At 59.0% G+C, this 24,032-nt stretch carries 24 protein-coding genes; 16 read left to right on the top strand and 8 right to left on the bottom strand.

From position 1 onward, the window contains the following. Nucleotides 1-111: 111 nt before the first annotated feature. A complete protein-coding gene (locus ACXR0M_RS07840) occupies nt 112-1,614 on the top strand; it encodes an aldehyde dehydrogenase family protein (protein WP_458831366.1) in 1,503 nt (500 codons plus the stop codon). A gap of 154 nt (nt 1,615-1,768) precedes the next feature. Here ACXR0M_RS07840 and ACXR0M_RS07835 read toward each other — a convergent pair whose 3' ends face one another. The 3 genes from ACXR0M_RS07835 to cynS form a co-directional block, all read right to left on the bottom strand. Continuing rightward, nucleotides 1,769-2,428, bottom strand: coding sequence for a carbonic anhydrase (locus ACXR0M_RS07835; protein WP_458831365.1), 660 nt, complete (start codon nt 2,426-2,428; stop codon nt 1,769-1,771). A 12-nt stretch (nt 2,429-2,440) separates the two neighbouring features. Then, nucleotides 2,441-2,677: a DUF2790 domain-containing protein gene (locus tag ACXR0M_RS07830; RefSeq protein ID WP_458831364.1), complete on the bottom strand. Its 237-nt coding sequence runs from the start codon at nt 2,675-2,677 to the stop codon at nt 2,441-2,443. 79 nt (nt 2,678-2,756) lie between these two features. Further along, nucleotides 2,757-3,224: a cyanase gene (cynS, locus tag ACXR0M_RS07825; RefSeq protein ID WP_007966850.1), complete on the bottom strand. Its 468-nt coding sequence runs from the start codon at nt 3,222-3,224 to the stop codon at nt 2,757-2,759. 120 nt (nt 3,225-3,344) lie between these two features. Here cynS and cynR point away from each other — a divergent pair, with 120 nt between their 5' ends. After that, nucleotides 3,345-4,220, top strand: a complete 876-nt coding sequence (cynR, locus tag ACXR0M_RS07820) for a transcriptional regulator CynR (RefSeq protein ID WP_458831363.1) — start codon at nt 3,345-3,347, stop codon at nt 4,218-4,220. Between the two features lie 187 nt (nt 4,221-4,407). On the opposite strand, the gene ACXR0M_RS07815 is transcribed toward cynR, so the two are convergent. Together ACXR0M_RS07815 and ACXR0M_RS07810 are read right to left on the bottom strand one after the other, a co-directional pair. Next, nucleotides 4,408-4,737, bottom strand: a complete 330-nt coding sequence (locus ACXR0M_RS07815; protein WP_042609383.1) for a hypothetical protein — start codon at nt 4,735-4,737, stop codon at nt 4,408-4,410. Between the two features lie 540 nt (nt 4,738-5,277). Beyond that, entirely contained in the window at nt 5,278-7,209 is a 1,932-nt protein-coding gene (locus ACXR0M_RS07810) for a DNA topoisomerase III (protein WP_458831362.1), read from the bottom strand. Between the two features lie 273 nt (nt 7,210-7,482). Here ACXR0M_RS07810 and ACXR0M_RS07805 point away from each other — a divergent pair, with 273 nt between their 5' ends. Further along, on the top strand, nt 7,483-8,889 hold the full coding sequence (locus tag ACXR0M_RS07805; RefSeq protein WP_458831361.1) for a serralysin family metalloprotease: 1,407 nt from the start codon (nt 7,483-7,485) through the stop codon (nt 8,887-8,889). Nucleotides 8,890-9,434: 545 nt separating this feature from the next. Continuing rightward, entirely contained in the window at nt 9,435-9,803 is a 369-nt protein-coding gene (locus ACXR0M_RS07800) for a DUF427 domain-containing protein (RefSeq protein ID WP_458831360.1), read from the top strand. A gap of 169 nt (nt 9,804-9,972) precedes the next feature. On the opposite strand, the gene ACXR0M_RS07795 is transcribed toward ACXR0M_RS07800, so the two are convergent. Both ACXR0M_RS07795 and ACXR0M_RS07790 read right to left on the bottom strand, forming a co-directional pair. After that, nucleotides 9,973-11,595, bottom strand: coding sequence for an MFS transporter (locus ACXR0M_RS07795; RefSeq protein ID WP_458831359.1), 1,623 nt, complete (start codon nt 11,593-11,595; stop codon nt 9,973-9,975). 134 nt (nt 11,596-11,729) lie between these two features. Beyond that, on the bottom strand, nt 11,730-13,394 hold the full coding sequence (locus ACXR0M_RS07790) for a GMC family oxidoreductase (protein WP_458831358.1): 1,665 nt from the start codon (nt 13,392-13,394) through the stop codon (nt 11,730-11,732). A 133-nt stretch (nt 13,395-13,527) separates the two neighbouring features. Between ACXR0M_RS07790 and ACXR0M_RS07785 the strand changes: the two genes are divergently transcribed. The 4 genes from ACXR0M_RS07785 (at nt 13,528) to ACXR0M_RS07770 (ending at nt 16,742) form a co-directional block, all read left to right on the top strand. Continuing rightward, nucleotides 13,528-14,412 carry a LysR family transcriptional regulator gene (locus ACXR0M_RS07785; RefSeq protein ID WP_458831357.1) on the top strand — a complete coding sequence of 295 codons (885 nt, stop codon included), beginning with the start codon at nt 13,528-13,530 and terminating at the stop codon, nt 14,410-14,412. Nucleotides 14,413-14,585: 173 nt separating this feature from the next. Beyond that, nucleotides 14,586-15,425 (top strand): AraC family transcriptional regulator, encoded by an 840-nt coding sequence (locus ACXR0M_RS07780; RefSeq protein ID WP_458831356.1) that lies wholly within the window; start codon nt 14,586-14,588, stop codon nt 15,423-15,425. Nucleotides 15,426-15,493: 68 nt separating this feature from the next. Next, a complete protein-coding gene (locus tag ACXR0M_RS07775) occupies nt 15,494-16,072 on the top strand; it encodes a LysE family translocator (protein ID WP_458831355.1) in 579 nt (192 codons plus the stop codon). Nucleotides 16,073-16,193: 121 nt separating this feature from the next. Next, nucleotides 16,194-16,742 carry a cytochrome b gene (locus ACXR0M_RS07770; RefSeq protein WP_458831354.1) on the top strand — a complete coding sequence of 183 codons (549 nt, stop codon included), beginning with the start codon at nt 16,194-16,196 and terminating at the stop codon, nt 16,740-16,742. 297 nt (nt 16,743-17,039) lie between these two features. Here ACXR0M_RS07770 and ACXR0M_RS07765 read toward each other — a convergent pair whose 3' ends face one another. Further along, nucleotides 17,040-17,582 carry a thioesterase family protein gene (locus ACXR0M_RS07765; RefSeq protein WP_458831353.1) on the bottom strand — a complete coding sequence of 181 codons (543 nt, stop codon included), beginning with the start codon at nt 17,580-17,582 and terminating at the stop codon, nt 17,040-17,042. Between the two features lie 515 nt (nt 17,583-18,097). Here ACXR0M_RS07765 and ACXR0M_RS07760 point away from each other — a divergent pair. From ACXR0M_RS07760 to ACXR0M_RS07725, 8 genes are all read left to right on the top strand, one after another. Beyond that, the gene (locus ACXR0M_RS07760; RefSeq protein ID WP_458831352.1) at nt 18,098-18,460 is read left to right on the top strand and encodes a DUF6124 family protein; all 363 of its coding nucleotides are present in this window, start codon (nt 18,098-18,100) and stop codon (nt 18,458-18,460) included. 140 nt (nt 18,461-18,600) lie between these two features. Next, the gene (locus tag ACXR0M_RS07755; protein ID WP_458831351.1) at nt 18,601-20,142 is read left to right on the top strand and encodes a phospholipase effector Tle1 domain-containing protein; all 1,542 of its coding nucleotides are present in this window, start codon (nt 18,601-18,603) and stop codon (nt 20,140-20,142) included. Further along, on the top strand, nt 20,142-20,798 hold the full coding sequence (locus tag ACXR0M_RS07750; RefSeq protein WP_458831350.1) for a DUF2931 family protein: 657 nt from the start codon (nt 20,142-20,144) through the stop codon (nt 20,796-20,798). The genes ACXR0M_RS07755 and ACXR0M_RS07750 overlap by 1 nt, the downstream gene beginning before the upstream one ends. A gap of 18 nt (nt 20,799-20,816) precedes the next feature. After that, on the top strand, nt 20,817-21,473 hold the full coding sequence (locus ACXR0M_RS07745) for a DUF2931 family protein (RefSeq protein ID WP_458831349.1): 657 nt from the start codon (nt 20,817-20,819) through the stop codon (nt 21,471-21,473). Between the two features lie 120 nt (nt 21,474-21,593). Further along, nucleotides 21,594-21,986, top strand: a complete 393-nt coding sequence (locus tag ACXR0M_RS07740; RefSeq protein WP_458831348.1) for a RidA family protein — start codon at nt 21,594-21,596, stop codon at nt 21,984-21,986. Nucleotides 21,987-22,149: 163 nt separating this feature from the next. Then, nucleotides 22,150-22,842 (top strand): ImmA/IrrE family metallo-endopeptidase, encoded by a 693-nt coding sequence (locus ACXR0M_RS07735; protein ID WP_458831347.1) that lies wholly within the window; start codon nt 22,150-22,152, stop codon nt 22,840-22,842. A gap of 107 nt (nt 22,843-22,949) precedes the next feature. Then, nucleotides 22,950-23,078 carry a hypothetical protein gene (locus tag ACXR0M_RS07730; RefSeq protein WP_256214295.1) on the top strand — a complete coding sequence of 43 codons (129 nt, stop codon included), beginning with the start codon at nt 22,950-22,952 and terminating at the stop codon, nt 23,076-23,078. A gap of 271 nt (nt 23,079-23,349) precedes the next feature. Beyond that, nucleotides 23,350-24,018, top strand: coding sequence for a hypothetical protein (locus ACXR0M_RS07725; protein WP_458831346.1), 669 nt, complete (start codon nt 23,350-23,352; stop codon nt 24,016-24,018). Nucleotides 24,019-24,032 lie beyond the last annotated feature (14 nt).

The raw sequence follows: 24,032 nt of genomic DNA, 5'->3' as shown, positions 1-24,032 counted from the left end.
CGCTATCGCTGGCAAGCCAGCTCCCACAGGGTCGAGGTGTTTGTAGAAGGTGTGTTTCTGCGCAGAATCCGCTACATTTTTCGGCCGCCCCTCCTATGGTGAATCCGCTTCATGTCTCTTGCGCTCGAATGTCTAGTCGCTGGCACGCCAATCCCTTTCGCCGGTAACCGCGTGACAGTGGTCAGCCCCGAACTGGCGGCGCGGTTTCAGCCCGGTGACCACCTGCTGGTCGAGCAGGTGAGCGGCGAGCTGTTGCTGATTCCGGTGGCGGATCAACAGGCCGCTGCAGTGGCTATCGAGCGTGCAGAAGCGGCATTCAGCGCCTTGTCGGCGGTGTCCGACGAGGCCATCAGCCGCTTTTTCGATCTATTCGCCCAGCGCCTGGAAAGTCCGGACTGCTGGGCCTTGATCGAAGCGGCGAACCTGGCCGACATCGAACGCGCCAAGGCCCGTGGCCGCTCCACCACCCGCCTGCTCGCCGACGAGCGCATGCGCCGCGACATGATCGCCGGTCTGCGCGCCTGGCGCGATGCGCCGGCCACCCGTGGCAAGGTCATCAGCAGCGTCGAGCATGACGGCTGGAAGGTCGAGCAAGTGGTGTCGCCGCTGGGCATCGTCGCTTTCGTCTTTGAAGGACGGCCGAACGTATTCGCCGACGCCGCCGGGGTGTTGCGCACCGGCAACACCGCCGTACTGCGCATCGGCAGTGATGCGCTGGGCACGGCGCAAGCGATCGTCACGCACGCCTTGAACCCGGCGCTGGCCGATGCCGGTCTGCCGACGGGTGCGGTGTCGTTGGTGGAGAGCGTCAATCACGCCGCCGGTTGGGCGATGTTCGCCGACCGTCGTTTGTCGCTGGCGGTGGCCCGCGGTTCGGGTCGTGCGGTCAGCCAATTGGGCAGCATCGCCCAGCAGGCGGGCACGGCGGTCAGCCTGCACGGCACCGGTGGCGCGTGGCTGATTGCCGATCGCGACGCCGACGCCACGCGCTTCGCCGCTGTGGTGCGCAACTCGCTGGATCGCAAAGTCTGCAACACCCTGAACGTCTGCCTGATTCACCGCGAGCGCGCCGCCGAACTGGTGCCGCTGTTCCTCGACGCCTTGCAACAGGCTGGCAACGCACGCGGGCAGGGCTGCAAATTGCACATCGTCGAAGGCAGTGAAAGCTGCCTGCCGACTGAATGGCACAGCGCGACGGTCAAGGTTTATCGCGCCGAGGGTTATCAGACCGAAGCCCAGGCCGAAGCGTTGGCAGAATCCGAGCTGGGCCGTGAGTGGGAATGGGAAGAAACCCCGGAAGTCAGCCTGATGATCATTGACGATCTGAATCAGGCGATTGCCTTGTTCAACCGCTACAGTCCGCAGTTCACGGTGTCGCTGATCAGCGAGGATGCGGCGGCGCACACGCGTTTTTACAACGCGGTGAACGCGCCGTTCGTGGGCAATGGGATTACCCGTTGGGTCGATGGTCAGTACGCGCTGAACAAGCCGGAACTGGGCCTTTCGAACTGGGAGAGCGGGCGCCTGTTTGCGCGCAGTGCGATTCTTTCGGGGGATGGCGTGTTCACGGTTCGCAGCCGCATGACCCAGACCGATCTCACAGTAAAACGCTGAAAATTCCCCATCCTGGTTGATCCACACCGGCCTGTGGCGAGGGGATTTATCCCCGATGGGGCGCGCAGCGGCCCCAAGAGATTGGGCCTGCTGCGCAGTCCATCGGGGATAAACCCCCTCGCCACAACTTCCTCTTTACCTCAGCGGATTTGTATCAGGCGGCTGCGCTGGTGTTCGCCTGAACGGCACAGGTCGCTGGCCGCTCCGCCAGCGGCACAAACGTGCGCCGATCCGCCGCCAGCGCACCAATCGAGCCGGTCTCGATGTCGTACACCCAGCCATGCAGATTCAGCAGACCTTTCTCCTGCGCCAGGCGCACACTCGGGTGGGTTTGAATGTTCGCCAGTTGCGCGATCACGTTTTCCCGCACCATCGAACTCAATCTGGCCGCGTCATTGGCATGCGGCCGCGCCTCGTTCACCACTTTTGCCGACTCGGCATGTTGCAGCCAGCCGCTGACGGCAGGCAGGTGGTCCATGCATTTGCACTGGGCAATCGCGGTCATCGCGCCGCAGTCCGAGTGACCGCAGATCACGATATCGGTCACCCCCAGCACCGCCACCGCGTATTCCACCGTCGCCGATACCCCGCCCGGATGCGGGCTGTAGGACGGCACGATATTGCCCGCGTTGCGGATCACGAACAGCTCGCCGGGCTCTTGCTGGGTCAGCAGTTCCGGGACCACGCGGCTGTCGGAGCAGGTGATGAACAAGGTTCCGGGCTGCTGCGTGGTTGCCAGGTGCTTGAACAGTTCGGTGCGTTGCGGGAAGGCTTCGTTCTGGAACTTCAGGAAGCCGTCGATCAGGTTTTTCATGGTGCAGTCCTCTCAGTTCGAGCAACCGTTGCCGAATTCGCTGTATTGCAGAATGTGTTGGCCGCCGTGGCTGTCCAGATACGTCATCTCCACCGGCACCACGCCGCAGACGTCCGCAACCGGGGTAATGCTCACGACTTTGGCGATGTCCAGAGGCATGCCGTAGCGATAGGCGACGGCGTCTTCATCGGCGTGGGCCTGAGCGCACAGTCCGGCGAGCAGGGCGAGGGTCAGCAGTATTTTTTGCATGGGGCAGCCTCCAGACAGAGTGGGAAATGGATGCAATGAAAAGGTCGGATGACCCGCCCCTAGGGCGGGTCGGGCGCGATCAGAACGGACGCAGCGGCAGGAACTTGCCGTCGAGGGTGACCACGGCGCGGGAGCCGCCTTCCGGGTCTTCGACTTTCTTGATGTCGAGCTTGAAGTTGATCGCGCTGATGATGCCGTCGCCGAACTGCTCGTGGACCAGGGCTTTGAGGGTGGTGCCGTAGATCTGGATCATCTCGTGGAAGCGGTAGATGGTCGGGTCGGTCGGCACGCCGCTGAGGCTGCCGCGCAGCGGGATGATCTGCAGCGCGGCAATGGCGTCGGCATCCAGCTCGAGTTTGTCACCGACCACTTGCGCGGCGTCCTGCGGCAACGGGTGCTGGCCGAGCAGGGCAGCGGTGACATAGGCCAGACTCAGGCCAGTGCCATCGGCCAGATCCTGCCACGACAGATTCTTGCGGGCCTTGATGTCGAGAATACGCGTGGTCAGGGCCAGGCTGGCATCGTTGTAGGCGTGGGACTGTTGCATGGTGTCACTCCTTTCGAGGTTGGCTTGCGGTGTGGAAGCCATCTTCTGCCGGTTGATCCATAGCGTCCAAGACCGATATACAATGCTTCGCATAAGTCCTGCCTATAGATGGTGAACCCCATGCTGCTGCGACATTTACGCTATCTGCTGGCCGTGGCCGATCACGGCGGATTCACCCGGGCGGCGGATGCCTTGCATGTGTCGCAGCCGACCCTGTCGCAACAGATCCGCCAGCTCGAGGAAAGCCTGGGCGTGCTGCTGTTTGACCGCACCTCACGCACGGTCAAAGCCACCGATGCCGGCGAGGCCTACATCGAATGCGCGCGGCGGGTGCTGGTGGAGCTGGAGGCGGGCAAGCGTGCGTTGCATGACGTGAAGGATCTGTCGCGCGGGACCTTGCGGCTGGCCATGACCCCCACGTTCATGGCCTATCTGGTCGGGCCGTTGGTGCGGGATTACACGGCACGGTTTCCCGGGATTCATCTGCAGATTTTCGAGCTGTCGATGGACGACATCGAAGCGGGGCTGGCCGATGATTCGCTGGATCTTGCGATTGCCTTTACCCCGGTGCGCAACCCGGACATCGAATGCATCCCGGCGTTTACCGAAACCCTGGGGATCATGGTCGGCCGCGAGCATCCGCTGTACGACAGCAACGCGCGGCTGACGTCGAGCGACCTTGCGCAACTGGATTTCGCCTTGCTGGCACCGGAGTTCATCACGCGGTTATCGATTGATGAGTATTTCCGCCAGCAGGGCGTTACTCCGCAGGTTCGGATCGAGGTGAATTCGGTGAGTACGTTACTGGAAGTGGTGCGTCATTCGCCGCTGGCGACGATGTTGCCCGAAGCGATTGCCACCGAGGACCGGGCGCTGCGCAGGCTGCGGATTGACAGCGAAGCACCGCAGCGTGGCGCGGCGTTGTTGCGGCGCAGGAATAATTATCACAGTGCGGCGGCGATGGCGTTTGTGAATCTCGTCCTGCAACGCCAATGATATTTATCTGTAGGAGCTGCCGAAGGCTGCGATCTTTTGATTCTGTTTTTAAGATCAAGATCAAGATCAAGATCAAGATCAAGATCAAAAGATCGCAGCCTTCGGCAGCTCCTACAGTGGGGTTTTGGAAAAAAAAGGGGCCTGCTTCCAAGAGAAGCAGGCCCTTGTTAATTATGGAAGTTGTAAATTAGTAGAACCGGTCAATCACCCGAACTTCATTGTTGTTCTGCATCGAATCCCACGCCTGTTTCAGCGTTTGCAGAACATTACCAATGAAGTCCTTGTCGGCCGCAGCCTTCTTGCCGACATAACCGTGGCCGCGGCGATACATCTTCAGGCGGGCCAGCAGGTTCTGGTGGTTGCGGTCGAATTCTTCCTCACCAGCGTGGGGCGACAGGCAGTCGATATGCACCTGACCCGACTTGCTGATCCACAGAATATGGCTGTCGTGGCTGTCTTTTTGCGCAGCGAACATACGAGCCAGTTCTTCGATAGTAGGTTGATTGTTCAGATTCATGATGTTTGCCCCTTGACCAGTCTGGTGATCTTTCAAAGTTGATTCGCTAATACAGGTAGCCCATCGGTTAGTTGATCCCTGGCACCGAAACCAGGACGTCAGCGCTCGCCCGTGAGAAGTACGGGGTCATGCGTCTGTTGCATGTAGTCGTGTTGAATAACTGCTACGCAATAGCGTCACAACGAGGAGAAGCAGCGAAAACCGGGAGGCTCCTTGACGACGTTTCACGGTCGACCACAAGCGTCTTGAGAATTTTCGCCAGCGCTTCTCGTCCTTGTACTGGACGTTCAGGCCAGGTCAGCTTCTTCAATCTGCCTTGTGGGCAGCGTGTATCCGGAAAAAACAACTCGGCGGTCAGACGAGTTTGCTCAAGCGTGTTACCGATGTTCCCGATCGGGGAACGTCTTCATCATGCAAAAGCAAAACGACGCCGTCAACGGTTTTGTAGTGATTATTTTTGTTCACTACATATTGTCGGACAAAGCTGTTTTGGAATGAGAAAAGCGCCGTTCACGCAGGGCATAAAAACCCTGATCGGCGCTATTTCGCTGTGCGCTTGGCTGGACTGGCACTTTTACTGCGGGTTGATTTGCGCTTTTTCTTCCATGGCGCGCCAGCCTTGCCGGCAGGCGGCGGGCCGCTGATGGTCAGGCTCAGCGCCGAGCAGCGGGTGACCTGTTTGCTCATCCACGCTGCCTGCTTGGTGACGAATTCTTCCAGACTCATCTCACCGCTCTGCACCATGTCCAGCGCCTGTTCCCAGATGGCGGTGGTGCCGGGGTCGGCAATCGCTCGGGGCACGGCGTCGATCAGGCTGAAGGCTGGCGGGGTCGCGGCGAGGGCCTTGCCGTTTTTCACCAGATAACCCCGGTCCAGCAGGCCCTGGATGATCGAGGCACGCGTTGCCTCGGTGCCGATGCCGGTGGTGTCCTTGAGTTTCTGCTTGAGCAGCGGGTCTTCCACCAGTTTGGCGACGTTCTTCATTGCCTTGATCAGGTCGCCCTCGGTGTAAGGCTTGGGCGGCTGTGTCCACAGGTCCTTGAGGTTGACGCCGGCCACCGCGCAATCGATGCCCTGGCTCAGCGTCGGCAGGGTTTGCGGGGCGGGTGCTTCACGGCCCTTGGCCGGGGCGAGGGCTTCGGGCAGGGCGCGTTTCCAGCCCGGCTCGATGATCTGCTTGCCGACCGCGCGCAAGGCTTCACCGGCGCAATCGAAATCGGCCTGGGTTCGGTCGTATTCATGATTTGGCAGAAACTGCGCCAGATAGCGGGCGCGAATCAGGGTGTAGACCGCCCGGTGTTTGCCGCTCAGGCGCTCGAGATTTTTCGCGGCAGCGGTAGGAATAATGCCGTGGTGCGCGCTGACCTTGGCGTCGTTCCACGCCCGCGAGCGGCGCTGAGGGTCGAGGTGGCCGTTCAAGGCTTCGAGGCCCGGATCGGCCTGACGCAACGCCGCGAGTATCCCCGGCGCTTCGCTGTGCTGGCTCAGCGGCAGAAAGCCGCAATCGCTGCGCGGGTAGGTGATGACCTTGTAGGTTTCGTAGAGCGCCTGGGCGATGTCGAGGGTTTCCTGGGCGCCGAGGCCAAGCTTTTTCGAACAGACTTCCTGCAGGGTGCCAAGGTCGAAGGGCAGCGGCGCCACTTCACGCATGCGTTCGGTGCGCAGCTTGACCACCCGAGCGCTGGCGGCGGTGCGGATGGCTGCCGCCGCTTGCTGAGCCAGCGCCTGATTCAGACAGCGATCCTGATCATCACAGGCATCCCCCGGCGCGCGCCACTGCGCGGTGAACGGCGTGCCGTCGTGCAGCAGTTGCACATCGATCGCCCAATACGGCACCGGCACGAAGTCGGCGATGCTGCGGTCGCGGTCCACCACCAGCCGCAAGGTCGGCGTCTGCACCCGGCCGACCGGCAACACGCCCTGATAGCCGGACTGGCGGCCCAGTAACGTAAACAGACGACTCATGTTCATGCCGATCAGCCAGTCGGCCCGCGAGCGGCCCAGCGCCGAGTGATACAGGCTGAAGGTTTCCGCGCCCGGCTTGAGCGCGGCTAGGGCCTTGCGGATCGACGCCTCGTCCAGCGCCGACAGCCACAATCGACGGATCGGTCCGCGATAGCGGCAGTGCTCGACCAGTTCCCGGGCAATCATCTCGCCCTCACGGTCGGCGTCGGTGGCGATGATCAGCTCGCTGGCTTCGCTCAGCAGGCGCTTGACTGCCTTGTATTGGCTGGCGGTGCGCGGCTTGACGGTCATTTTCCATTTGTCCGGGATGATCGGCAGATCCGCCAGCACCCAGCGCTTGTAGCGTGCGTCGTAGGCATCCGGCGGTGCGGTTTCCAGCAAGTGGCCGATGCACCAGGTCACCGTGACGTCTGTTCCCAGCCAGCAGCCGTCGCCCCGGCGTTTGGCGCCGAGCACGGCCGCAATGTCTTTGGCCTGGGAAGGTTTTTCACAGAGGTACAGCCGCATAACCACCGTCGTCGATCCGTTCACATGAGGTGCACAGAATGGCTGCTGTTGGCGCGCGGGGCAACTTTTATCTGTATGGATATACAGATGAAAACGTTGCCGGGGATGACCGGTTTTACCGGGACACCGCGCACGGCTATCGAGAAATCCAATGGTGCCGGGGTTGGCGCGCATGGCAGGTTCGTCGGGCCTGCAAGAAACGCGAGTGACCGGCCGATCCCGCCAGAGGATCGCCGTGTCTGTGCGCTTAACCCTGACACAAGGAAGTCCACCATGGCTCAAGCCAAAGCGAAAACCAGCAGCGCCTATGATCAAGTGAATGCCTTCAGCCATCTGTATGACCGTGGCGTCGGCTTCATCAATGGCAAACCATCGTTCACCGCCGACCAGGCTGCCGACGAAATCCTGCGCAAAAACCTGTCGTGGCACGACAAGAACGGCGACGGCAAAATCTCCCTGACTTACACCTTCCTCACCGAGAAACCGGCCAACTACAACCCCAGCCTCGGCAACTTCAGTCAGTTCAGCGCGCAGCAGAAGGCCCAGGCCGTGCTGTCCATGCAATCCTGGGCCGATGTGGCCAAGGTGACGTTCATTGAAGGTACGGGCGGCGACGGTCACATGACCTTCGGCAACTACGACGTCAGCACCGGCGGCGCGGCGTTCGCCTATCTGCCGAGCGGCGGCAGCTATGACGGCCAGTCGTGGTACCTGATCAACAACCAGTATCAGGTCAACAAAACCCCGGACACCAACAACTACGGGCGCCAGACCCTGACCCACGAAATCGGCCACACCCTCGGCCTGTCGCACCCCGGCGCCTACAACGCCGGCAATGGCAGCCCGACTTACAACGACGCGAAATACGCCGAAGACACCCGTGGCTACAGCCTGATGAGCTACTGGAGCGAAGCCAACACCGACCAGAACTTCAGCACGGACGGCAGCGGTGCTTATGCCTCGGCGCCGTTGCTGGACGATATCGTCGCGGTGCAGAAACTCTACGGCGCCAACTACGAGACCCGCGCCGATGACACGTGGTACGGCTTCGGCTCCAACACCGGTCTTGATTACTACAGCGCGACGTCGGCCTCTTCCAAGCTGGTGTTTGCCGTGTGGGACGGCGGCGGTAACGACTGGCTGGACTTCTCCGGCTTCACCCAGAACCAGAAGATCAACCTCAATGAAGGGTCGTTCTCTGACGTCGGCGGGCTGGTGGGCAACGTGTCGATCGCTTACGGCGTCACCGTGGAAAACGCCGTGGGCGGGTCGGGCAATGACCTGCTGATCGGCAATGCGGCGGTCAACAGTTTGTTCGGCGGTGCCGGCAACGACATTCTCTATGGCGGTGGCGGCGCGGACGTGCTGTGGGGTGGTGCGGGTGCAGACACCTTCGTATTCGGCGCGGCCAGCGATTCGACCAACAACCAGCCGGACTGGATCATGGATTTCCAGAGTGGCCTGGACAGGATCGACCTGTCGGGCATCGCCGGATTCGCCACGGGCGCGGCCTCGTTGAATTTCGTCAGCGGCTTCACCGGGCATGCCGGCGACGCGATCCTGACGTACTTCGCGCAGAGCAACCAGACCACGCTGCTGGTCGACCTGACAGGGCAGGGGCAGACCGACTTTGCCGTGGGTGTGGTGGGGCAGGCAGTGGCGGCTGATATTGTTGCGTGATGCCTGAAGAGCAGCCCTCACCCTAACCCTCTCCCAGAGGGAGAGGGGACTGATTGGGGGATGCTCAGGAAATGCGTCGACCTGATAGTGCGTTGCTGAATCCATGATCGACAAAGCACGTTCAGGTCGGTGTTGAGCGCAAGACAGCGCGGTCGGCTCCCTCTCCCAGTGGGAGAGGGGACTGATTGGGGGATGCTTAGGAAATGCATCGACCTGAAAGCGCGTCGCCGAATCCATAATCGACAAAGCACGTTCAGGTCGGTGTCGAGCGCAAGACAGCGCGGTCGGCTCCTTCTCCCATAGTGAGAGGGGACTGATTGGGGGATGCTCAGGAAATACATCGACCTGAAAGCGCGTCGCTGAATCCATAATCGACAAAGCACGTTCAGGTCGGTGTTGAGCGCAAGACTACACGGTCGGCTCCCTCTCCCTCGGGGAGAGGGCTGGGGTGAGGGGCTTTTGGCCGTTCGGCTGCAAAACCATTCCGACCCAGCCACTTGGGCTATACCTGAAGCGGTCTCTGCGCCGTATTCAGGAGAAACCCGATGAAAACCTCAGGCCTCAACCCCGTCATCACTCTCGAACAACTGCCCGGTTGCCTGCTAGTTAAATTCCACGGCATTCAGGTCGCGGCGTCCTCGCACGTGCTGATTCTCAACGAGGCCAACTACCCGCCGGTGTACTACGTCCCTCGCGAAGACATCGACGAGAAATACTTCGCCCGCACCGAGCACACCAGCTACTGCCCGTACAAGGGCGATGCCAATTACTTCAGCTTGCAGGTGCCGGGACATGAGGCGGCGAATGCGGTGTGGACGTATGAGAAGCCGAAGATTTCGGTCGGACAGATCAAGGACTATGTGGCGTTTTATCCAAATCAGGTGAAGTTTGAGGTGATCGAGGCTGAGGCCTGATTCCTCCAGGTCGAGTCATTGTGGCGAGGGGGCTTGCCCCCGTTGGGCGGCGTAGCGGCCCCAAGCTCTGCAAATCCGGATGGAGCCGATACCGTTCGCAGTTTGCGACTGCTTCGCAGCCGAACGGGGGCAAGCCCCCTCGCCACAGGTGATTTCCAGTCGATCAGGTTCAGTTCTTGTCCAGATCGATATTCTTCGTCTCCCGCAGGCAGAGCATCCCCACCACCAGGCTCACCCCGGTAATCAGCACCGGGTACCACAGCCCATAGAAAATATCCCCGGTGTACACCACCAGCGCAAACGACACGGTCGGCAGGAAACCGCCGAACCAGCCGTTGCCGATGTGATACGGCAGGGACATCGAGGTGTAGCGGATGCGCGTCGGGAACAGTTCGACCATCAGCGCCGCCAGCGGGCCGTAGCACATGGCCGAGATGATGATCAGCGCGACGATCAGGGCGACGATCATCGGTTTGTTGATCTGCTGCATGTCCGCCTGTTGCGGGTAGCCGGCGAGGGTCACGGCGCCGCGCAGGGCCGCTTCGTCATAACCGTCGATCTTCACGTCGCCGACGCTGACCTGTACGCCGCTGCCGGCCGGGGCGGCGGCGCTGGTGTAGGGCAGGCCCTGTTTGACCAGGAAGGTTTTGACCTTGTCGCACGGGCTGTCGAATTTGGCTTTGCCCACCGGATCGAACTGGAAGGTGCAGGTCGCCGGGTCCGCGAGCACGGTGATCGGCGCCTGACGGCTGGCCTGATCAATCGCCGGGTTGGCGTAGTGAGCGAGGGATTTGAAGATCGGGAAGTACAGCGCGGTCGCCAGCAGCAGGCCGAGCATCAGCACCGGTTTGCGTCCGACCTTGTCCGACAGCCAGCCGAAAATAATGAAGAACGGCGCACCGATCACCACGCTGATGATCAGCAGACTGTTGGCCACTGCCGGGTCCATTTTCAGGAACTGGGTGAGGAAGAACAGCACGTAGAATTGCGCCGCGTAGAAGGTCACCGCTTGCCCGGCGTTGATGCTGAACAGGGCGATCAGCACCACTTTGAGGTTTTCCCATTTGCCGAAGGATTCGCGGATCGGCGCCTTGCAGGTTTTGCCTTCTTCTTTCATTTTCAGATAGGCCGGTGACTCGTGCAGACTCAGGCGAATCCAGGTGGAAATGCCCAGCAGCACGATCGACAGCAGGAACGGAATGCGCCAGCCCCAGACTTCGAACTGATCGCCGGTGAAGTAGCGGCAACCGAGCACCACCAGCAACGACAGCAGCAGGCCGAGGGTCGCGGTGGACTGAATCCAGCTGGTGTGGAAACCGCGCTTGCCGATCGGTGCGTGCTCGGCCACATAGGTTGCGGCGCCGCCGTATTCACCGCCCAGCGCCAGGCCTTGCAGCATGCGCAGTACCACCAGAATGATCGGGGCGGCGATGCCGATGCTGGCGTAGGTCGGCAGCAGGCCGACGCAGAAGGTGGCGATGCCCATCAGAATGATGGTCGCAAGGAAGGTGTATTTGCGCCCGATCATGTCGCCCAACCGACCGAACACCAGCGCGCCGAACGGCCGCACGATAAACCCGGCAGCGAAAGCCATCAGCGCAAAAATGAACGCGGTGGTGTCGTTGACCCCGGCGAAAAACTGCTTGCTGATCACCGCCGCCAGGGCGCCATACAGAAAGAAGTCATACCACTCGAACACCGTCCCCAGGGACGAGGCGAAGATGACTTTCTGCGTGGCATTGCTGGTACTGGCGCCGCTCGCGGCGTCCAGCGGCTGGGCGTGTTCTGACATATCGGTATCCCTCACAGTGATTGTTTTTGTTGTTCCACTGGTGTTGCGTGTCCGGGTGCAGCGCGATGCTTTTGGTCTGCCGTAAAAACCTGTGGGAGCGGGCTTGCTCGCGAAGGCGTCGTATCAGGCAGCGTCTATGTTGAATGATCGACCGCTTTCGCGAGCAAGCCCGCTCCCACAGGTAGGGTGTTTATAGCTTTGGGATTGAGGATCAACTGCGCCGCCTTCTCGCCAATCATCAGCGTAGGCGAACAGGTGTTGCCCGAGGTGATGCGCGGCATGATCGAGGCGTCGGCAATGCGCAGGCCGGGCACGCCGTGCACGCGCAGTTGCGCATCGACCACCGCGTCCGCGTCCTGGCCCATGCGGCAAGTGCCCACCGGATGAAATATCGTCGTGCCGATTTTCGCGGCGGCTTCGTGCAGTTGCTCTTCGCTTTGCAGGCTGTCGCCGGGCAGGTATTCGACCGGATTGAACGCACGCAAGGCCGGCGCACTGACGATGCGCCGGGTCAGGCGAATGGCGTCGGCAGCCACGCGCAGGTCTTCGGGGTGGCTGAGGTAATTGGGTTGAATCAGCGGCGCGGCTTGCGGGTCGGCCGAGCGAATGTCGATCCGCCCGCGGCTCTGTGGACGCAGGTCGCACACCGACGCAGTGAACGCCGGGAAGCTGTGCAGCGGCTCGCCAAAACGCTCCAGCGACAGCGGCTGCACATGGTATTCGAGGTTGGCCGAGGTCTGTTCCGGTCCGGATCGGGCAAAGGCGCCGAGCTGACTGGGCGCCATCGACAACGGCCCGCTGCGGTCATACAGGTAGCGCAGGCCCATGCCCATTTTGCCCCACACGCTGCCGGCGATCTGGTTCAGGGTGCGCGCATTTTCCAGCTTATAGATCAGGCGCAGTTGCAGGTGATCCTGCAGATTGCCGCCCACCCCCGGCAACTCATGAATCACGCCAATGCCGAGGCGTTCCAGCAACGGACGCGGGCCGATCCCGGAGCGCTGCAGAATGCTCGGCGAACCCACGGCGCCGGCGCAGAGGATGATTTCCTTGCGCGCCTTGAAGCTTTTCACCTGACCTTCATGACGGGCGCTGACCTTCGACGCACGGCCATTTTTCAGCAGCACCCGGTCCACCTCGACCCCGGTCAGCACCGTCAGATTGGCCCGGTCACGAATCGGTTTGAGAAAGGCCTTGGCCGCATTCCAGCGCACCCCGGCCTTCTGATTGACCTGAAAGTAGCCGCAACCTTCGTTGTCGCCCTGATTGAAGTCGTCGATGCTGGCGATGCCGCTCTGCTCGGCGGCGCTGCGGAAGGCGTCGAGCACCGGCCATGACAGACGCTGTTGTTCGACCCGCCATTCGCCCTGGGCGCCGTGAAATTCAGCGGCGCCGGCAAAGTGGTTTTCGCTCTTCTTGAACAGTGGCAGCACGTCGTTCCAGGCCCAGCCCGGATTGCCCTCGGCCGCCCAGCCGTCGTAGTCGCCGGCCTGGCCGCGCATGTAGATCATGCCGTTGATCGACGAGCAGCCACCCAGCACTTTGCCGCGTGGGTAGCTCAGGCTGCGGCCCTGCAGGCCATTTTGCGCTTCGGTCTTGAAGCACCAGTCGGTGCGCGGGTTGCCGATGCAGAACAGGTAACCGACCGGGATGTGAATCCACGCATAGTTGTCGCGCCCACCGGCCTCGAGCAGCAACACGCGCTGCTGTTTATCCGCCGACAGTCGATTGGCCAGCAGGCACCCGGCAGGGCCGGCGCCGACCACGATGTAGTCGTATTCATCGAGGGAAGTCTGCATTCCCTGACCTCGCTTTTTGTTTTTATTGTCGGACACTCTAGTTGTTAGCTTTCGTTAAAAGAATGTTAGTTTTTGCGCAGCCGCTGTGCGTTTTCAAACAGCTCTAAATGACCATAGCTGACAAGGACCCGCCATGTTCGACTGGAACGACCTGCGGTTTTTTCTCGAACTGCAACGCAGCGGGCGCCTGCTCACCGCCGCGCGCCGTTTGAACACCACTCACGCCACCGTCGCCCGGCACATCGAGGCCATCGAAAAAAGCCTCGGCACCGCGCTGTTCGTCCAGCACGCCCAAGGCTACGAGATGACGCCGGCGGGGGAGGCGCTGCTCAAGCACGCCGAAGCCATGGAAAACGTCGCGCTGCTGGCTCAGGAAGAAATCACCCAGTCCAGCGCGCCGCTGGGCAAGATCCGCGTTGGCGTCACCGAAGGCCTCGGGGTGAAATTTCTCGCCGGCCGCATGATCGGCCTGTTCGAGCGCTATCCGGGCCTCGAAGTGGAACTGGTGGCAGTGCCGCGCTTCGTCAGCATCCTCAACCGCGAGGCGGAAATCAGCATCCACCTCGAACGCCCGGCCGCCGACATGCTGGTCACCCGCAAACTCACCGACTACCGCCTCGCGCTCTACGCCAGCCAACGCTACCTCGACAGCGCGCCGCCACTGCGCAGCCGCGAAGACCTCGGGCGACATGCGTGGATCGGTTACGTGGACGATCTGCTGTTCAGTCAGGAACTGATGTTCCTCAACAGCTTCTGCCGCAGCCCGCGCGTGGTGTTTCACAGCACCAGCGTGATCGCCCAGCAGGAAGCGGCGCGTTCTGGCTTGGGGATTGCCGTGTTGCCGTGCTACATGGCCGCGTCCGACCCGGATCTGGTGCCGTTATTGCCGGACGAGAGCATCGAGCGCAGCTACTGGATCAGCACCCGGCGCGAGCTGCACAAGTCGGTGCGGCTGCGGGTGGTTTGGGATTATATGGTGGGGTTGTGCGAGGCGGAGCGAGGGCTGCTCCTCGGTTGATCACGCCCCCTGTAGGAGCTGCCGAAGGCTGCGATCTTTTGATCTTAAAAAACAAAATCAAAAGATCGCAGCCTGCGGCAGCTCCTACACGGTCATCTGTTTTGCACAAACCTTCTAGCCTCAACCCGGCATTTATGGATTACTGCCCCCAGCCCCATCAGCGTATTCAAGCCATGAGCAACTGGATCGACCTTGCCCACGACCGGGAAACCGGCATCGAAACCCTGCACGCGCATTTCGCCGGGCACGCGCACGCGTACGATCCGCACTGGCACGAGACCTACCTGATCGGCTTCACCGAGCAAGGCGTGCAGCGCTTCAACAGCCGCCGGGCGCGGCATGACAGCACGCCGGGCAAAGTTTTCATGCTCGAGCCCGGCGACATTCATGACGGCGATGCGCCGAGCCCGGAAGGTTTCACCTATCGCATGCTGTACCTGCAACCGGCGTGGCTGGAACAGGCGCTGGACAGCCTGCAACTGGACGGCTGCGTCGGCGGTTTGCCGGGCATCGGCACGGTGCTCAACGATGATCCCGAACTGGCCCGCGCCACCTTGTTTGCGTTCAACGCGCTGCACAAACAGGACGTGCGCATGGTCCGCGAAGTGGCGCTGGATGCGCTGCTCGAACGGCTGGCGCTGCACCTCTATCGGCGCCCGCAATCGGCCGCCACGCTGCGTGCGCCGCTGATTGCCCGGCAGGCGCGAGACTATCTGATGGCCTACCACGAGCAGGACATCAGCCTGCACACCCTGGCCGAAGTCTGCGGCACCGATCGCTTTCGCCTGACCCGCGCGTTTAAGGCTGCCTATGGTCTGGCGCCGCACGCGTGGCTGATCCAGTTGCGCCTGATCCGTGGCCGCCAATTGCTCGCCGCCGGGGTGCAACCGGTGGAGGTCGCAAGCCGGCTCGGTTTCGCTGATCAAAGCCACTTGGGCCGCTGGTTCGTGCGCGCCTATGGGATCACGCCGGGCGCCTATCAGCAGCGCGCCATCGGCAGCTTTCGCCGCTGAACAAACGTTCAAGACCCGCGCGCTGCGCAGGCGTCACAGTGAGCCCTGACTTACTACAGGGCCGTGCCATGCTTGCGTTCATTCTCTTTGCTTTCGTCGCTTCGATCACTCCGGGGCCGACCAATCTCATCGTCCTCAGCACCAGCGCCCGACGTGGCTGGCGGCCGTGTCTGCCGATCATTCTCGGCGCAGGGGCGGGCGCTGCATCGCTGGTGTGGGTGGCCGGCGTGGGCGCCAGCACGCTGATGCTGCCCGGCGTGCGCCCGGTGATCAGCGCACTGGGGATGGCCTGGATGCTGTGGCTGGCGTGGCAGATTTTCACCACCCCGGCCACCGCCATTGACCCCGCCGCCAGCGAGGAAAAACCCGAACTGGGCCTGCTCGGCGCCGCGCTGCTGCAATGGGTCAACCCCAAGTCGTGGATGATGGCGATTGCCGTGATCAGCGTGTTCACTGCGCAAGGGCAGGGCTTGAATGCTTTGTGCCTGGCGTTCTTTCTGGTGTCGTTGCCGTGTCTGGCGCTGTGGGCGTTGCTCGGTCGCGGCGCGGCACGCTGGTTGAGCAATCCGGCGCAGATGCGCTGGCTGAACCGGATCCTCGCAGTGCTGCTGGTGGTTTCATCCGCTGCTGCGTTGTTGCACAACTGAAGCGACGGTTGCCGGCAATGACGCAAGTGGCATGTTTGGCCCGTTTGCTTGAGTGAGGTCACAACAATTTGACATGAATGCGGATAATGTAAGGGCAACCTAGCCAAGCATGAGGCGCCTTATGACCCGCGACACTGCCGTCACCCGTTATGCAAATCTCTCAATTGCTCTGCACTGGCTGATGCTGGCGCTGTTCGTCGGCGTCTATGCCTGCGTCGAAATCAAAGGCTACCTGCCCAAGGGAAGCGAAGCGCGCGGCCTGCTGATGGGCTTCCACGGCCTGTTCGGCACGAGCATTTTCGTTCTGGTGTGGCTGCGCCTGCTCGCCCGTATGAAGCCACGTCCGCCAATCACGCCAAAACCGCCAGCCTGGCAGACCGGCCTCTCGCACCTGGTGCACCTGGGACTGTACGTGCTGATGATCGCCACGCCGATCCTCGCCTGGCTGATGCTCGCCGCCGCCGACAAACCGTTCCCGTACTTCGGCTTCCACGTCCCGGCGCCGGTGGCGATCGACCCGGACTTCGCCAAACAACTCAAATACTGGCACGAGTGGCTGGGCAACGCCGGCTACTGGCTGATCGGCCTGCACGCGGCGGCGGGGCTGTTCCACCATTATTGGGTGCGGGATAACACGCTGGTGCGGATGTTGCCGGGGCGTACCGAATAACGCGCAACGCCATCAACCCCAATCCCAAACCAAGCCCAATCCCCTGTGGGAGCGGGCTTGCCCGCGAAGACGCCAGCCCAACCACCACCAATCCCAAGCCAGGCCCAATCCCCCTGTGGGAGCGGACTTGCCCGCGAATACGCCAGCCCAGACACCACCCATCTCAGATCAGACCCAATCCCATGTAGGAGCCAGCCTGCTGGCGATGACACCATCCCAAACACCACCAATCCCAAGCCAGCCCAAATCCCCTGTGGGAGCGGGCTTGCCCGCGAAGACGTCAGCCCAGACACCCAATCACTTAACCTCTTCCCCCCTAAGCTGCAGACTCATCAAATCACAACTCCCCGACCACGCCGTCAACCACTCCGGCATCTGCGGCGACTGCTCAGGCAACCCCAATTCCCTGACAAACTCCCCCGGCGCAATCGTCCCCTTCGCCGACCGAAACAACCCCCGCATGACCACCACGCCGATCACCCGACCCTTGCTCACGAAACGATGCTCCATGAAGCTCCATTTATCGTCCCAGCCAAGCATCCGGCTATGGATCTCAAACGCTTCAAACAGCTTCAGTTCACGGCGAAACTTACCCCACGTATCACCAACAATCGGCAGCGCTTTAGCGCGCAACGCCACGCGAAACGCGCCACTGCGCAGCACGAAATCCATGCGCCCGACGTCCGCCATGGTGAAGTAGCGGCCGTTGGTGACATGCCGATTGAAGTCCAGATCCAGCGGCCACACGCGCATGCGGATAACGGTGGATTCCAGCGCATTGACCGGCTTGCGCCACGGTCGGCGAAACAGCATGCAGAGCAAGCGAAACCAAAGATTCATAAGTACGTCAGCCAGTTATAAAGGGGCGTTGCACTCTAGCGAGCGGGGCCTTGGCTAGGTAGGTGTGTAAATGACTGTTTTGCGCTGAACAGTGCATTTTGATCATTGCGCGGGTGGGGTTGATGCGGGATCGGTGGTTCGTTCGGCTGGCGGATAAACACAGAAAATTCGGGATGTTTAAATGACGCCTGTTGTTACGGGTCACGCCCTACAACGCCTTGCGCCATCGGCTACGAGTACGCCAGAATCCGCCGGCTTGTGCGTCTGGCCCGCGCTCCGTAACTTGATTCCTGTCACTGCTCATCAGTGATCGGGTCTGCAAGCCCGCCGGAAAACCAGTCGCATAGCCAGGCTAGATGGACGCTCGTTTGCGTCCAATCAATGGCAGCTTTGTGCGGGAGACCTTTGGGTCTGCCGGGTTCCTGGTTTCCCGGTCTTGCAGACCCGCGCACAGCTGCCACCCATCATCTGCAAGTGATGGCGGTAGCTCCTAATGAACAACCAGGAGCTTCACCATGATCAAACCAACACCCAACCCGCCAGAAACCGACCTCGCATCCCCCTACGAATCCCTCGATTCGAAAAAGCTCCACGAAGCCGCCGAACGCGCCCTGGACCATTATCTGTCGCCGGCCACCCAAATCATGGCCAACCCACAAAAACCTGAACCCATGTACCTCGCCAACCCGAAGTGCGACACCGAATCCCTGCTCGCCAATGCCAGCGAAACCCTAGGCTCGGCCAGCGAAATGCTCAACAACTTCGCCGCCATGCTCGACACCTCCCACCGCAAAACCGCACTCGGCATCGCCCAAGTGGTGATGCTCGGCGAACTCGCCGTCAACCAGGCCCTCGACAACGTCGAAATCGCCCACTAGCCACGCCCCTGCGACGAGCCCGAACCCTCGTCGCACCCACTTGTCTCAACCGCGCTGGCACAGGGCCACGCCTTGCGCCTCCCAGCCCCGGCTGGCACCCTTCGGCCCGTTCTTCAAGGATCAGAACAAGGAATCAAGGATTGAGTGGCTACGTTCCCAACCCCCCGAAAAACTACCGCTACGAAGAAGCCAAACCCGTCGATATTCACGCCCAGCGTTGGGCGGAGTATGAGAAACACGGGAAAGAACCCGCGCGCGAGCCTGAGAAAATCGGCATTGCGTTGAGGATTGGGGTTTTCTTTGATGGTACTGGCAACAATGCGAACAACACGGCGGCGGGGTTGCTGTGCGGTGCGCAGCATCCGATTGCACCGCAGGATATTCCTGCGAGTTGTCAGCCGTACATGAAGGATCCGGACAGCAGCTATGGCGCCGGGCCTACCAACGTAAATAAGTTATTTTCACTGTACGAAGAGATCAAAGAAGCCAAGGGTGAAGGTTCTTTGAGACGTGTTTCGCGTGCTCTTTACATCGACGGTATCGGTACACAGAGCGATAAAAAAGACAGCGTGGTGGGTTCCGGAATGGGGCGCGGCGACACCGGTGTGGCCGGCCGCGTGCAGGCATCTTTCAAACAGATCAACAGCATTATTGAAGAAGCATTGAAGGAGAACCCGAATTGCGAAATTGCTTCTCTGACTTTTGATACGTTTGGCTTTAGTCGTGGAGCTGCTGCAGCACGGCACTTTTCGAACGAGGTTGTCAGCGGGAAGCAAGGTCCGTTAGGGAATTTACTAAACAGCAGCGCCAGAGATTTCAGTCGAACCTTTGATAGTCAGTACGGAAGCGGCATTAACATGGGGTTCATCGGGCTGTTCGACACCGTGCCCTCAATCGCCGGATTCACAAATTTCGGGCGAGTGAAAAGTTCCATCGCGCCCGGTGTGAAGCTCTATCTGGATCGCAAGTACTTCAAAGACGTTGTCCACTTGGTCGCTCGTGATGAATGCCGCGCAAACTTTGCGCTCAGCAGGGTGAAGCCCGCTCACCCGGAGTACACCTTTCCTGGCGTTCATTCTGATATCGGTGGCAGCTATCTCGACGAAGTTGAGGAGTGTGTGCTGGTGAGCCCGATGCAGTCTTTGGCGGTATCTACTTTTACCGATGTCACAAGCACGTCGATCTACCATGATGCTGCAAGGGCAAAAAGTGAATGGGTCGCCAAGGGATGGCCTGCTCATTTACTGGAAATTGTCACCCCCGCCTCTGTTGAACTCCCGCGTGATCATCAGGACAGGCTCTCCCCCAAGCAGACGCGCGTGTTTGCTGCCCTCCAGCTCAAGCGGCCAGTTAGCGGCAAGCTTTCCAGGGTTTACCTGAGAGTCATGTACCAACTGGCAAAAGAAAAGGGTGTTCGCTTCATCGACATGCCCGACGATGGTGAGTATTCCGTACCGGAGGAACTTCAATCGCTATGCGATCGATTCGTTGCCGGCGATAACACAACCACTCTAGAGGAAGAGGAGCTTCTCAAGCTGAGGTACATTCATACCTCTGCCAACTGGAATCATCCTCTTGGAAGAAGAGATGGAAGTGGCATAGACGCGGTATATATCAATGCCCCGACGGATGACGGGGTCCGCGTACAACACCCTCATGTACCTGACTGGAATTTTTGGTAATGAAAGCGATGATTGCTCTGCTGGGTGCTCTACTGTTGGCGGGATGCCAATCAGGAGGTGCCGAAACTGGTGAAAACGACCCTAAGTATTCGTCGTGGGAATTAGTGTTTGTTGAACCGAATTACATGAAAGTCTGGGTGGAGGACAGCTCCGTTCAAGACGTCAATGACAAAATATTTTTTAAAGTAGGCAAACGCACTGCCGCTTCAGGAGAACCCGACATCTCGACCGAATCGGCTCGAGGCTGGGGAGCAGTGACTGGCTCGGGAATGCCTGTCACGGGGGCCGACCTTCCAAAACGCATTTCCGTGCGCTGGCAGTCCATTACTGAGCAGAAAACCTATCGCGGGTTTATTGATATTCCTGAAGAGGCCAGACGGTTGATGGTGACATCCACACATCAACGTTGCCCGGAAACGCCGGATAAAACTGCACGTTTCATGGCGTCTCTTTACGTAGGTCTCGCTCCAGGTGGCGCTCTGCAGGCTTGGGTAAAAGACTCCTGCCGAAATCCTATCAAGGTCGCTAGAGGCCAGGGCGAGATTGAGCCGCTAGGTGCACAACAAGGGAAAAACGGCGGTCGCTACGCCTATCCGGTGAGTGAGAAGGCTAAGCGATATGTCGAGAAGTACGGCGTCCCTTATGGGAGTTGGTAAACCATCAGGCCGCCAGCCATGAAGCAGGTCCTAACTCTGCTATGCGTATTGCTGCTAGCAGGATGCCAAAAAACTGATCCACTTTCGGCCAAAGGTGATCCGAAATCCGAGTGGTGGGAACTGGCTTTCACTGAACCTGATTACATGAGGGTTTGGGTAGAGGACAGCTCAGTCCTGGACATCAAAAACAGGACTTTTTTCAAGGTGGGCGGAAGCACCGCCGCCGGAGGCGAACCAGAAGATGGTACAGAGTCAGCTCGTGGTTGGGGTACGGTCAGTGGTTCCGGTATTCCGGTAACCGGTGCCGATCTTCCCAAACTCATCTTCGTCCGTTGGCAGTCCATATCAGAGCAGAAGACCTACAAGGGTTTCATTGAAATTCCGGAATCGGCGAGCCAATTGATGGTGGAATCAACGCACCAGCGTTGCCCAGAAACTCCAGAAAAGACTGCTCGATATATGGCCTCGCTGTACGTGGGGTTAGCCCCTGGTGGGGTACTTCGAGCGTGGGTCAGAGACTCATGTCATCGCCCGGTTCAAGTCGCTCATGCCCAAGGCGAACTTGAACCGCTAGGGCCGGAGCAGGGGAAGCGCGGAGGGCGTTACGCCTATCCGGTTAGTGAAAAGGCGAAGCGCTATATCGAGAAGTACGGCATTCCATACGGGAGTTGGTAGGAGAGGGCGTCCGCCTGGCGCCCCGCGGGCTTGATCACTCAATGAAGAGTGAGCCAATTGGACGGCGCTCTGGCACTTGAGGTAGGTTTCGTACCCGTCTCTAATTTGGGTTCCGCAACCATGGCTGACCGTCAAATCATCGTTCCAGACAGCATGAAATTGCTCAGCGATCGAGCCGGTTATGCGCCAGCCGTGAAGGTAGGAAAAACGCTCTACTGCGCGGGTCAGGTAGGTCGCACACCGGAATTGGCCGTTATCGAAGATCCCGAGCAGCAGTTTTTGGCTGCGTGGGAAAATCTACGACTGGTTTTGATTGCGGGTGGCTGCGACTTTGAGGACGTTGTTGAAATGACGACTTATCACGTCGATATGCAACGCCACATGCCAATTTTCAGACGCGTGAAGGATCAGGTCTTTCCCAGAGGCATTTGTGCCTGGACTTGCATAGGCGTGAGTGAACTGGCTCGACCGGGACTGCTCGTGGAGATCAAGTGCATTGCCGTGCAGCCATAGCTTTTCAGGCTGGGCCGTTAGCCTGTCCAGTGAGTGAGAAGACCGAGCGGTCTATCCTTTCAACACCGTTCGTCAGCTGGAACCAAATCTGGCGGGGAGATGGTTGATTGTCCTACATGTTGTGTCTATTTTTACTCCAGGCACAATATGTGGTGGTGGCGAAATGGATCGAGAATACATCCAAGAAGCAGCACATTGGGTTCACGAAGGGCTTTGGTCAAACAAAGAGACTCTGTGGCCCGGCGGACAACCTCCACTATTAAACATGCTCGATCCCGCAGTTGCGGCTTCGCTGTTGGGGCTGACGTACCAGGAGCTTCCGACCCTTGGTTCCACAAGATTTGCTCCGCAAGGTCAGAAATTCCAAGCAGCAGGGATGTTTGATCGGCGTTCCGGAAAAATCGCAGTCTCTACCGAATTCCCATTACATGAACGCCGTTTCACAGCTGCTCATGAGATAGGCCATTTCCTACTTCATGAGCAAGAAATTATGCATAGGGACCGGCCGATAGGCGGCTATCACTCACTATCGACCAAACCTCTGATTGAGCGCGAAGCGGATTATTTCGCAGCGTGTTTCCTTATGCCCACTAAGCTTGTGATTGCTCGGTTTGAAAGCCAGTTTGGATGCAAGGGGCAGTTTCATTTCAACGACGTCAGTTGTTATCACCTGAGCGCTAACGATCCAGATTCTCTTCTTTATGCCTCGCAAAACTCACTCGACCGAGAAATAGCTTTGGCTCGCTGTACAAGATTCAATGGCAAGGCAATCAATTCTTTGGCTCAGCAATTCAGAGTCTCTGACAGTGCCATGGCGGTTCGAATCAAGGAATTGAATTTGGTGCGTTGGCCATAGATTTAAGAAAACAACCTTGGCAGGAGGACAAAGGGAAAAAATCTACTTATGAGTAGTTGATAAGCGCAAAAAAAACACAATCAATATCAACGTTAAGGAGAAAACTTATGGCGCTTAAACCAGGCCCAAAACCAATTGCTAAATCAACCGGTGAAGTTGACAAGCGTCGTCGTGATAATAAAGACACGCAAGGAAATAATCCCGACTTGAAACCTAGCAAATCCTCAAAAAAATAGGATGTCGCAGGCAGAAGCTACTGTAAAGGTAGCTTTTGTCATTGCGGCTTTTATAAGGATAAGGAAAAAATGGACCAAAAATGGGTGCGGTTTTATTTTTTCGGAAATAGATATACCCCCCCCATTATTTCAATGGGCGCGGTGGCGGCGCACGAGTAGTGTCCCGGAAACTGCATTCGACTTTAGTACGCAGCAGGGCTTGCTGTCATTCATGTTGCATTTCTCCCTGAGCAATGTCACCTAATAGTAGTTATGTGACAAAGGAAATTACATGCAACCAAAAGATTTGTCGAAAAGAGTCGCCCAGCTAATTGAGCAATCTGAAAAGGTACTAGCGACAAAAAAACATAACCAGTACGGCTCAGATCACGTAGAGTCTGGAGCGATGGCTGGACTTAGGGCTTCAACATTGTCTTTTATTGCGATGACTTATGGAGACAACCATTCATATTATTCAGAATACGACTCCGCCACGAAAAGCACTCTTGAGTCCAGCGCTAAGAGAAGTCATGCAATTTTGCACTCGATTCAAAGTGAGATTGACGGCGGCTGGATATTTACAGTAAAAAAATTAATTGCAGCTGAAATATTTTCTGACTTTCTTGAGATGGCTGAACATCTTTTGGAACAAGGCTATAAAGATTCCGCAGCCGTAATGATTGGCAGCGTTTTGGAGGAAAAACTACGGCAGCTCTGTGCGGCAAATAATATTGATACAGAGCTTGAGAAAGATGGTGTTTTTATTCCTAAAAAAGCTGATCGGTTAAATTCTGACTTGGCGAAATCCGAAGTCTATACAAAGCTTGACCAGAAATCAGTCACGGCATGGCTGGATCTAAGGAATAATGCCGCTCACGGAAAATACAATGAGTACACTAAGGAGCAAGTAAGCTTCATGCTTCTTGGCGTAACAGAATTTTTGGCCCGTTTGAGTTATTGAGGGATGAAAATTCG

Source organism: Pseudomonas sp. Eth.TT006 (genome assembly GCF_054456575.1).
This window is presented reverse-complemented; position numbering and strand designations above follow the sequence as displayed.

Excerpts from the sequence above, each read along its gene's own strand:
- ACXR0M_RS07840 (WP_458831366.1), top strand. The coding sequence starts at position 112 with ATGTCTCTTGCGCTCGAATGTCTAGTCGCTGGCACGCCAATCCCTTTC.
- ACXR0M_RS07835 (WP_458831365.1), bottom strand. The coding sequence starts at position 2,428 with ATGAAAAACCTGATCGACGGCTTCCTGAAGTTCCAGAACGAAGCCTTC.
- ACXR0M_RS07830 (WP_458831364.1), bottom strand. The coding sequence starts at position 2,677 with ATGCAAAAAATACTGCTGACCCTCGCCCTGCTCGCCGGACTGTGCGCT.
- cynS (WP_007966850.1), bottom strand. The coding sequence starts at position 3,224 with ATGCAACAGTCCCACGCCTACAACGATGCCAGCCTGGCCCTGACCACG.
- cynR (WP_458831363.1), top strand. The coding sequence starts at position 3,345 with ATGCTGCTGCGACATTTACGCTATCTGCTGGCCGTGGCCGATCACGGC.
- ACXR0M_RS07815 (WP_042609383.1), bottom strand. The coding sequence starts at position 4,737 with ATGAATCTGAACAATCAACCTACTATCGAAGAACTGGCTCGTATGTTC.
- ACXR0M_RS07810 (WP_458831362.1), bottom strand. The coding sequence starts at position 7,209 with ATGCGGCTGTACCTCTGTGAAAAACCTTCCCAGGCCAAAGACATTGCG.
- ACXR0M_RS07805 (WP_458831361.1), top strand. The coding sequence starts at position 7,483 with ATGGCTCAAGCCAAAGCGAAAACCAGCAGCGCCTATGATCAAGTGAAT.
- ACXR0M_RS07800 (WP_458831360.1), top strand. The coding sequence starts at position 9,435 with ATGAAAACCTCAGGCCTCAACCCCGTCATCACTCTCGAACAACTGCCC.
- ACXR0M_RS07795 (WP_458831359.1), bottom strand. The coding sequence starts at position 11,595 with ATGTCAGAACACGCCCAGCCGCTGGACGCCGCGAGCGGCGCCAGTACC.
- ACXR0M_RS07790 (WP_458831358.1), bottom strand. The coding sequence starts at position 13,394 with ATGCAGACTTCCCTCGATGAATACGACTACATCGTGGTCGGCGCCGGC.
- ACXR0M_RS07785 (WP_458831357.1), top strand. The coding sequence starts at position 13,528 with ATGTTCGACTGGAACGACCTGCGGTTTTTTCTCGAACTGCAACGCAGC.
- ACXR0M_RS07780 (WP_458831356.1), top strand. The coding sequence starts at position 14,586 with ATGAGCAACTGGATCGACCTTGCCCACGACCGGGAAACCGGCATCGAA.
- ACXR0M_RS07775 (WP_458831355.1), top strand. The coding sequence starts at position 15,494 with ATGCTTGCGTTCATTCTCTTTGCTTTCGTCGCTTCGATCACTCCGGGG.
- ACXR0M_RS07770 (WP_458831354.1), top strand. The coding sequence starts at position 16,194 with ATGACCCGCGACACTGCCGTCACCCGTTATGCAAATCTCTCAATTGCT.
- ACXR0M_RS07765 (WP_458831353.1), bottom strand. The coding sequence starts at position 17,582 with ATGAATCTTTGGTTTCGCTTGCTCTGCATGCTGTTTCGCCGACCGTGG.
- ACXR0M_RS07760 (WP_458831352.1), top strand. The coding sequence starts at position 18,098 with ATGATCAAACCAACACCCAACCCGCCAGAAACCGACCTCGCATCCCCC.
- ACXR0M_RS07750 (WP_458831350.1), top strand. The coding sequence starts at position 20,142 with ATGAAAGCGATGATTGCTCTGCTGGGTGCTCTACTGTTGGCGGGATGC.
- ACXR0M_RS07745 (WP_458831349.1), top strand. The coding sequence starts at position 20,817 with ATGAAGCAGGTCCTAACTCTGCTATGCGTATTGCTGCTAGCAGGATGC.
- ACXR0M_RS07740 (WP_458831348.1), top strand. The coding sequence starts at position 21,594 with ATGGCTGACCGTCAAATCATCGTTCCAGACAGCATGAAATTGCTCAGC.
- ACXR0M_RS07735 (WP_458831347.1), top strand. The coding sequence starts at position 22,150 with ATGGATCGAGAATACATCCAAGAAGCAGCACATTGGGTTCACGAAGGG.
- ACXR0M_RS07730 (WP_256214295.1), top strand. The coding sequence starts at position 22,950 with ATGGCGCTTAAACCAGGCCCAAAACCAATTGCTAAATCAACCGGTGAA.
- ACXR0M_RS07725 (WP_458831346.1), top strand. The coding sequence starts at position 23,350 with ATGCAACCAAAAGATTTGTCGAAAAGAGTCGCCCAGCTAATTGAGCAA.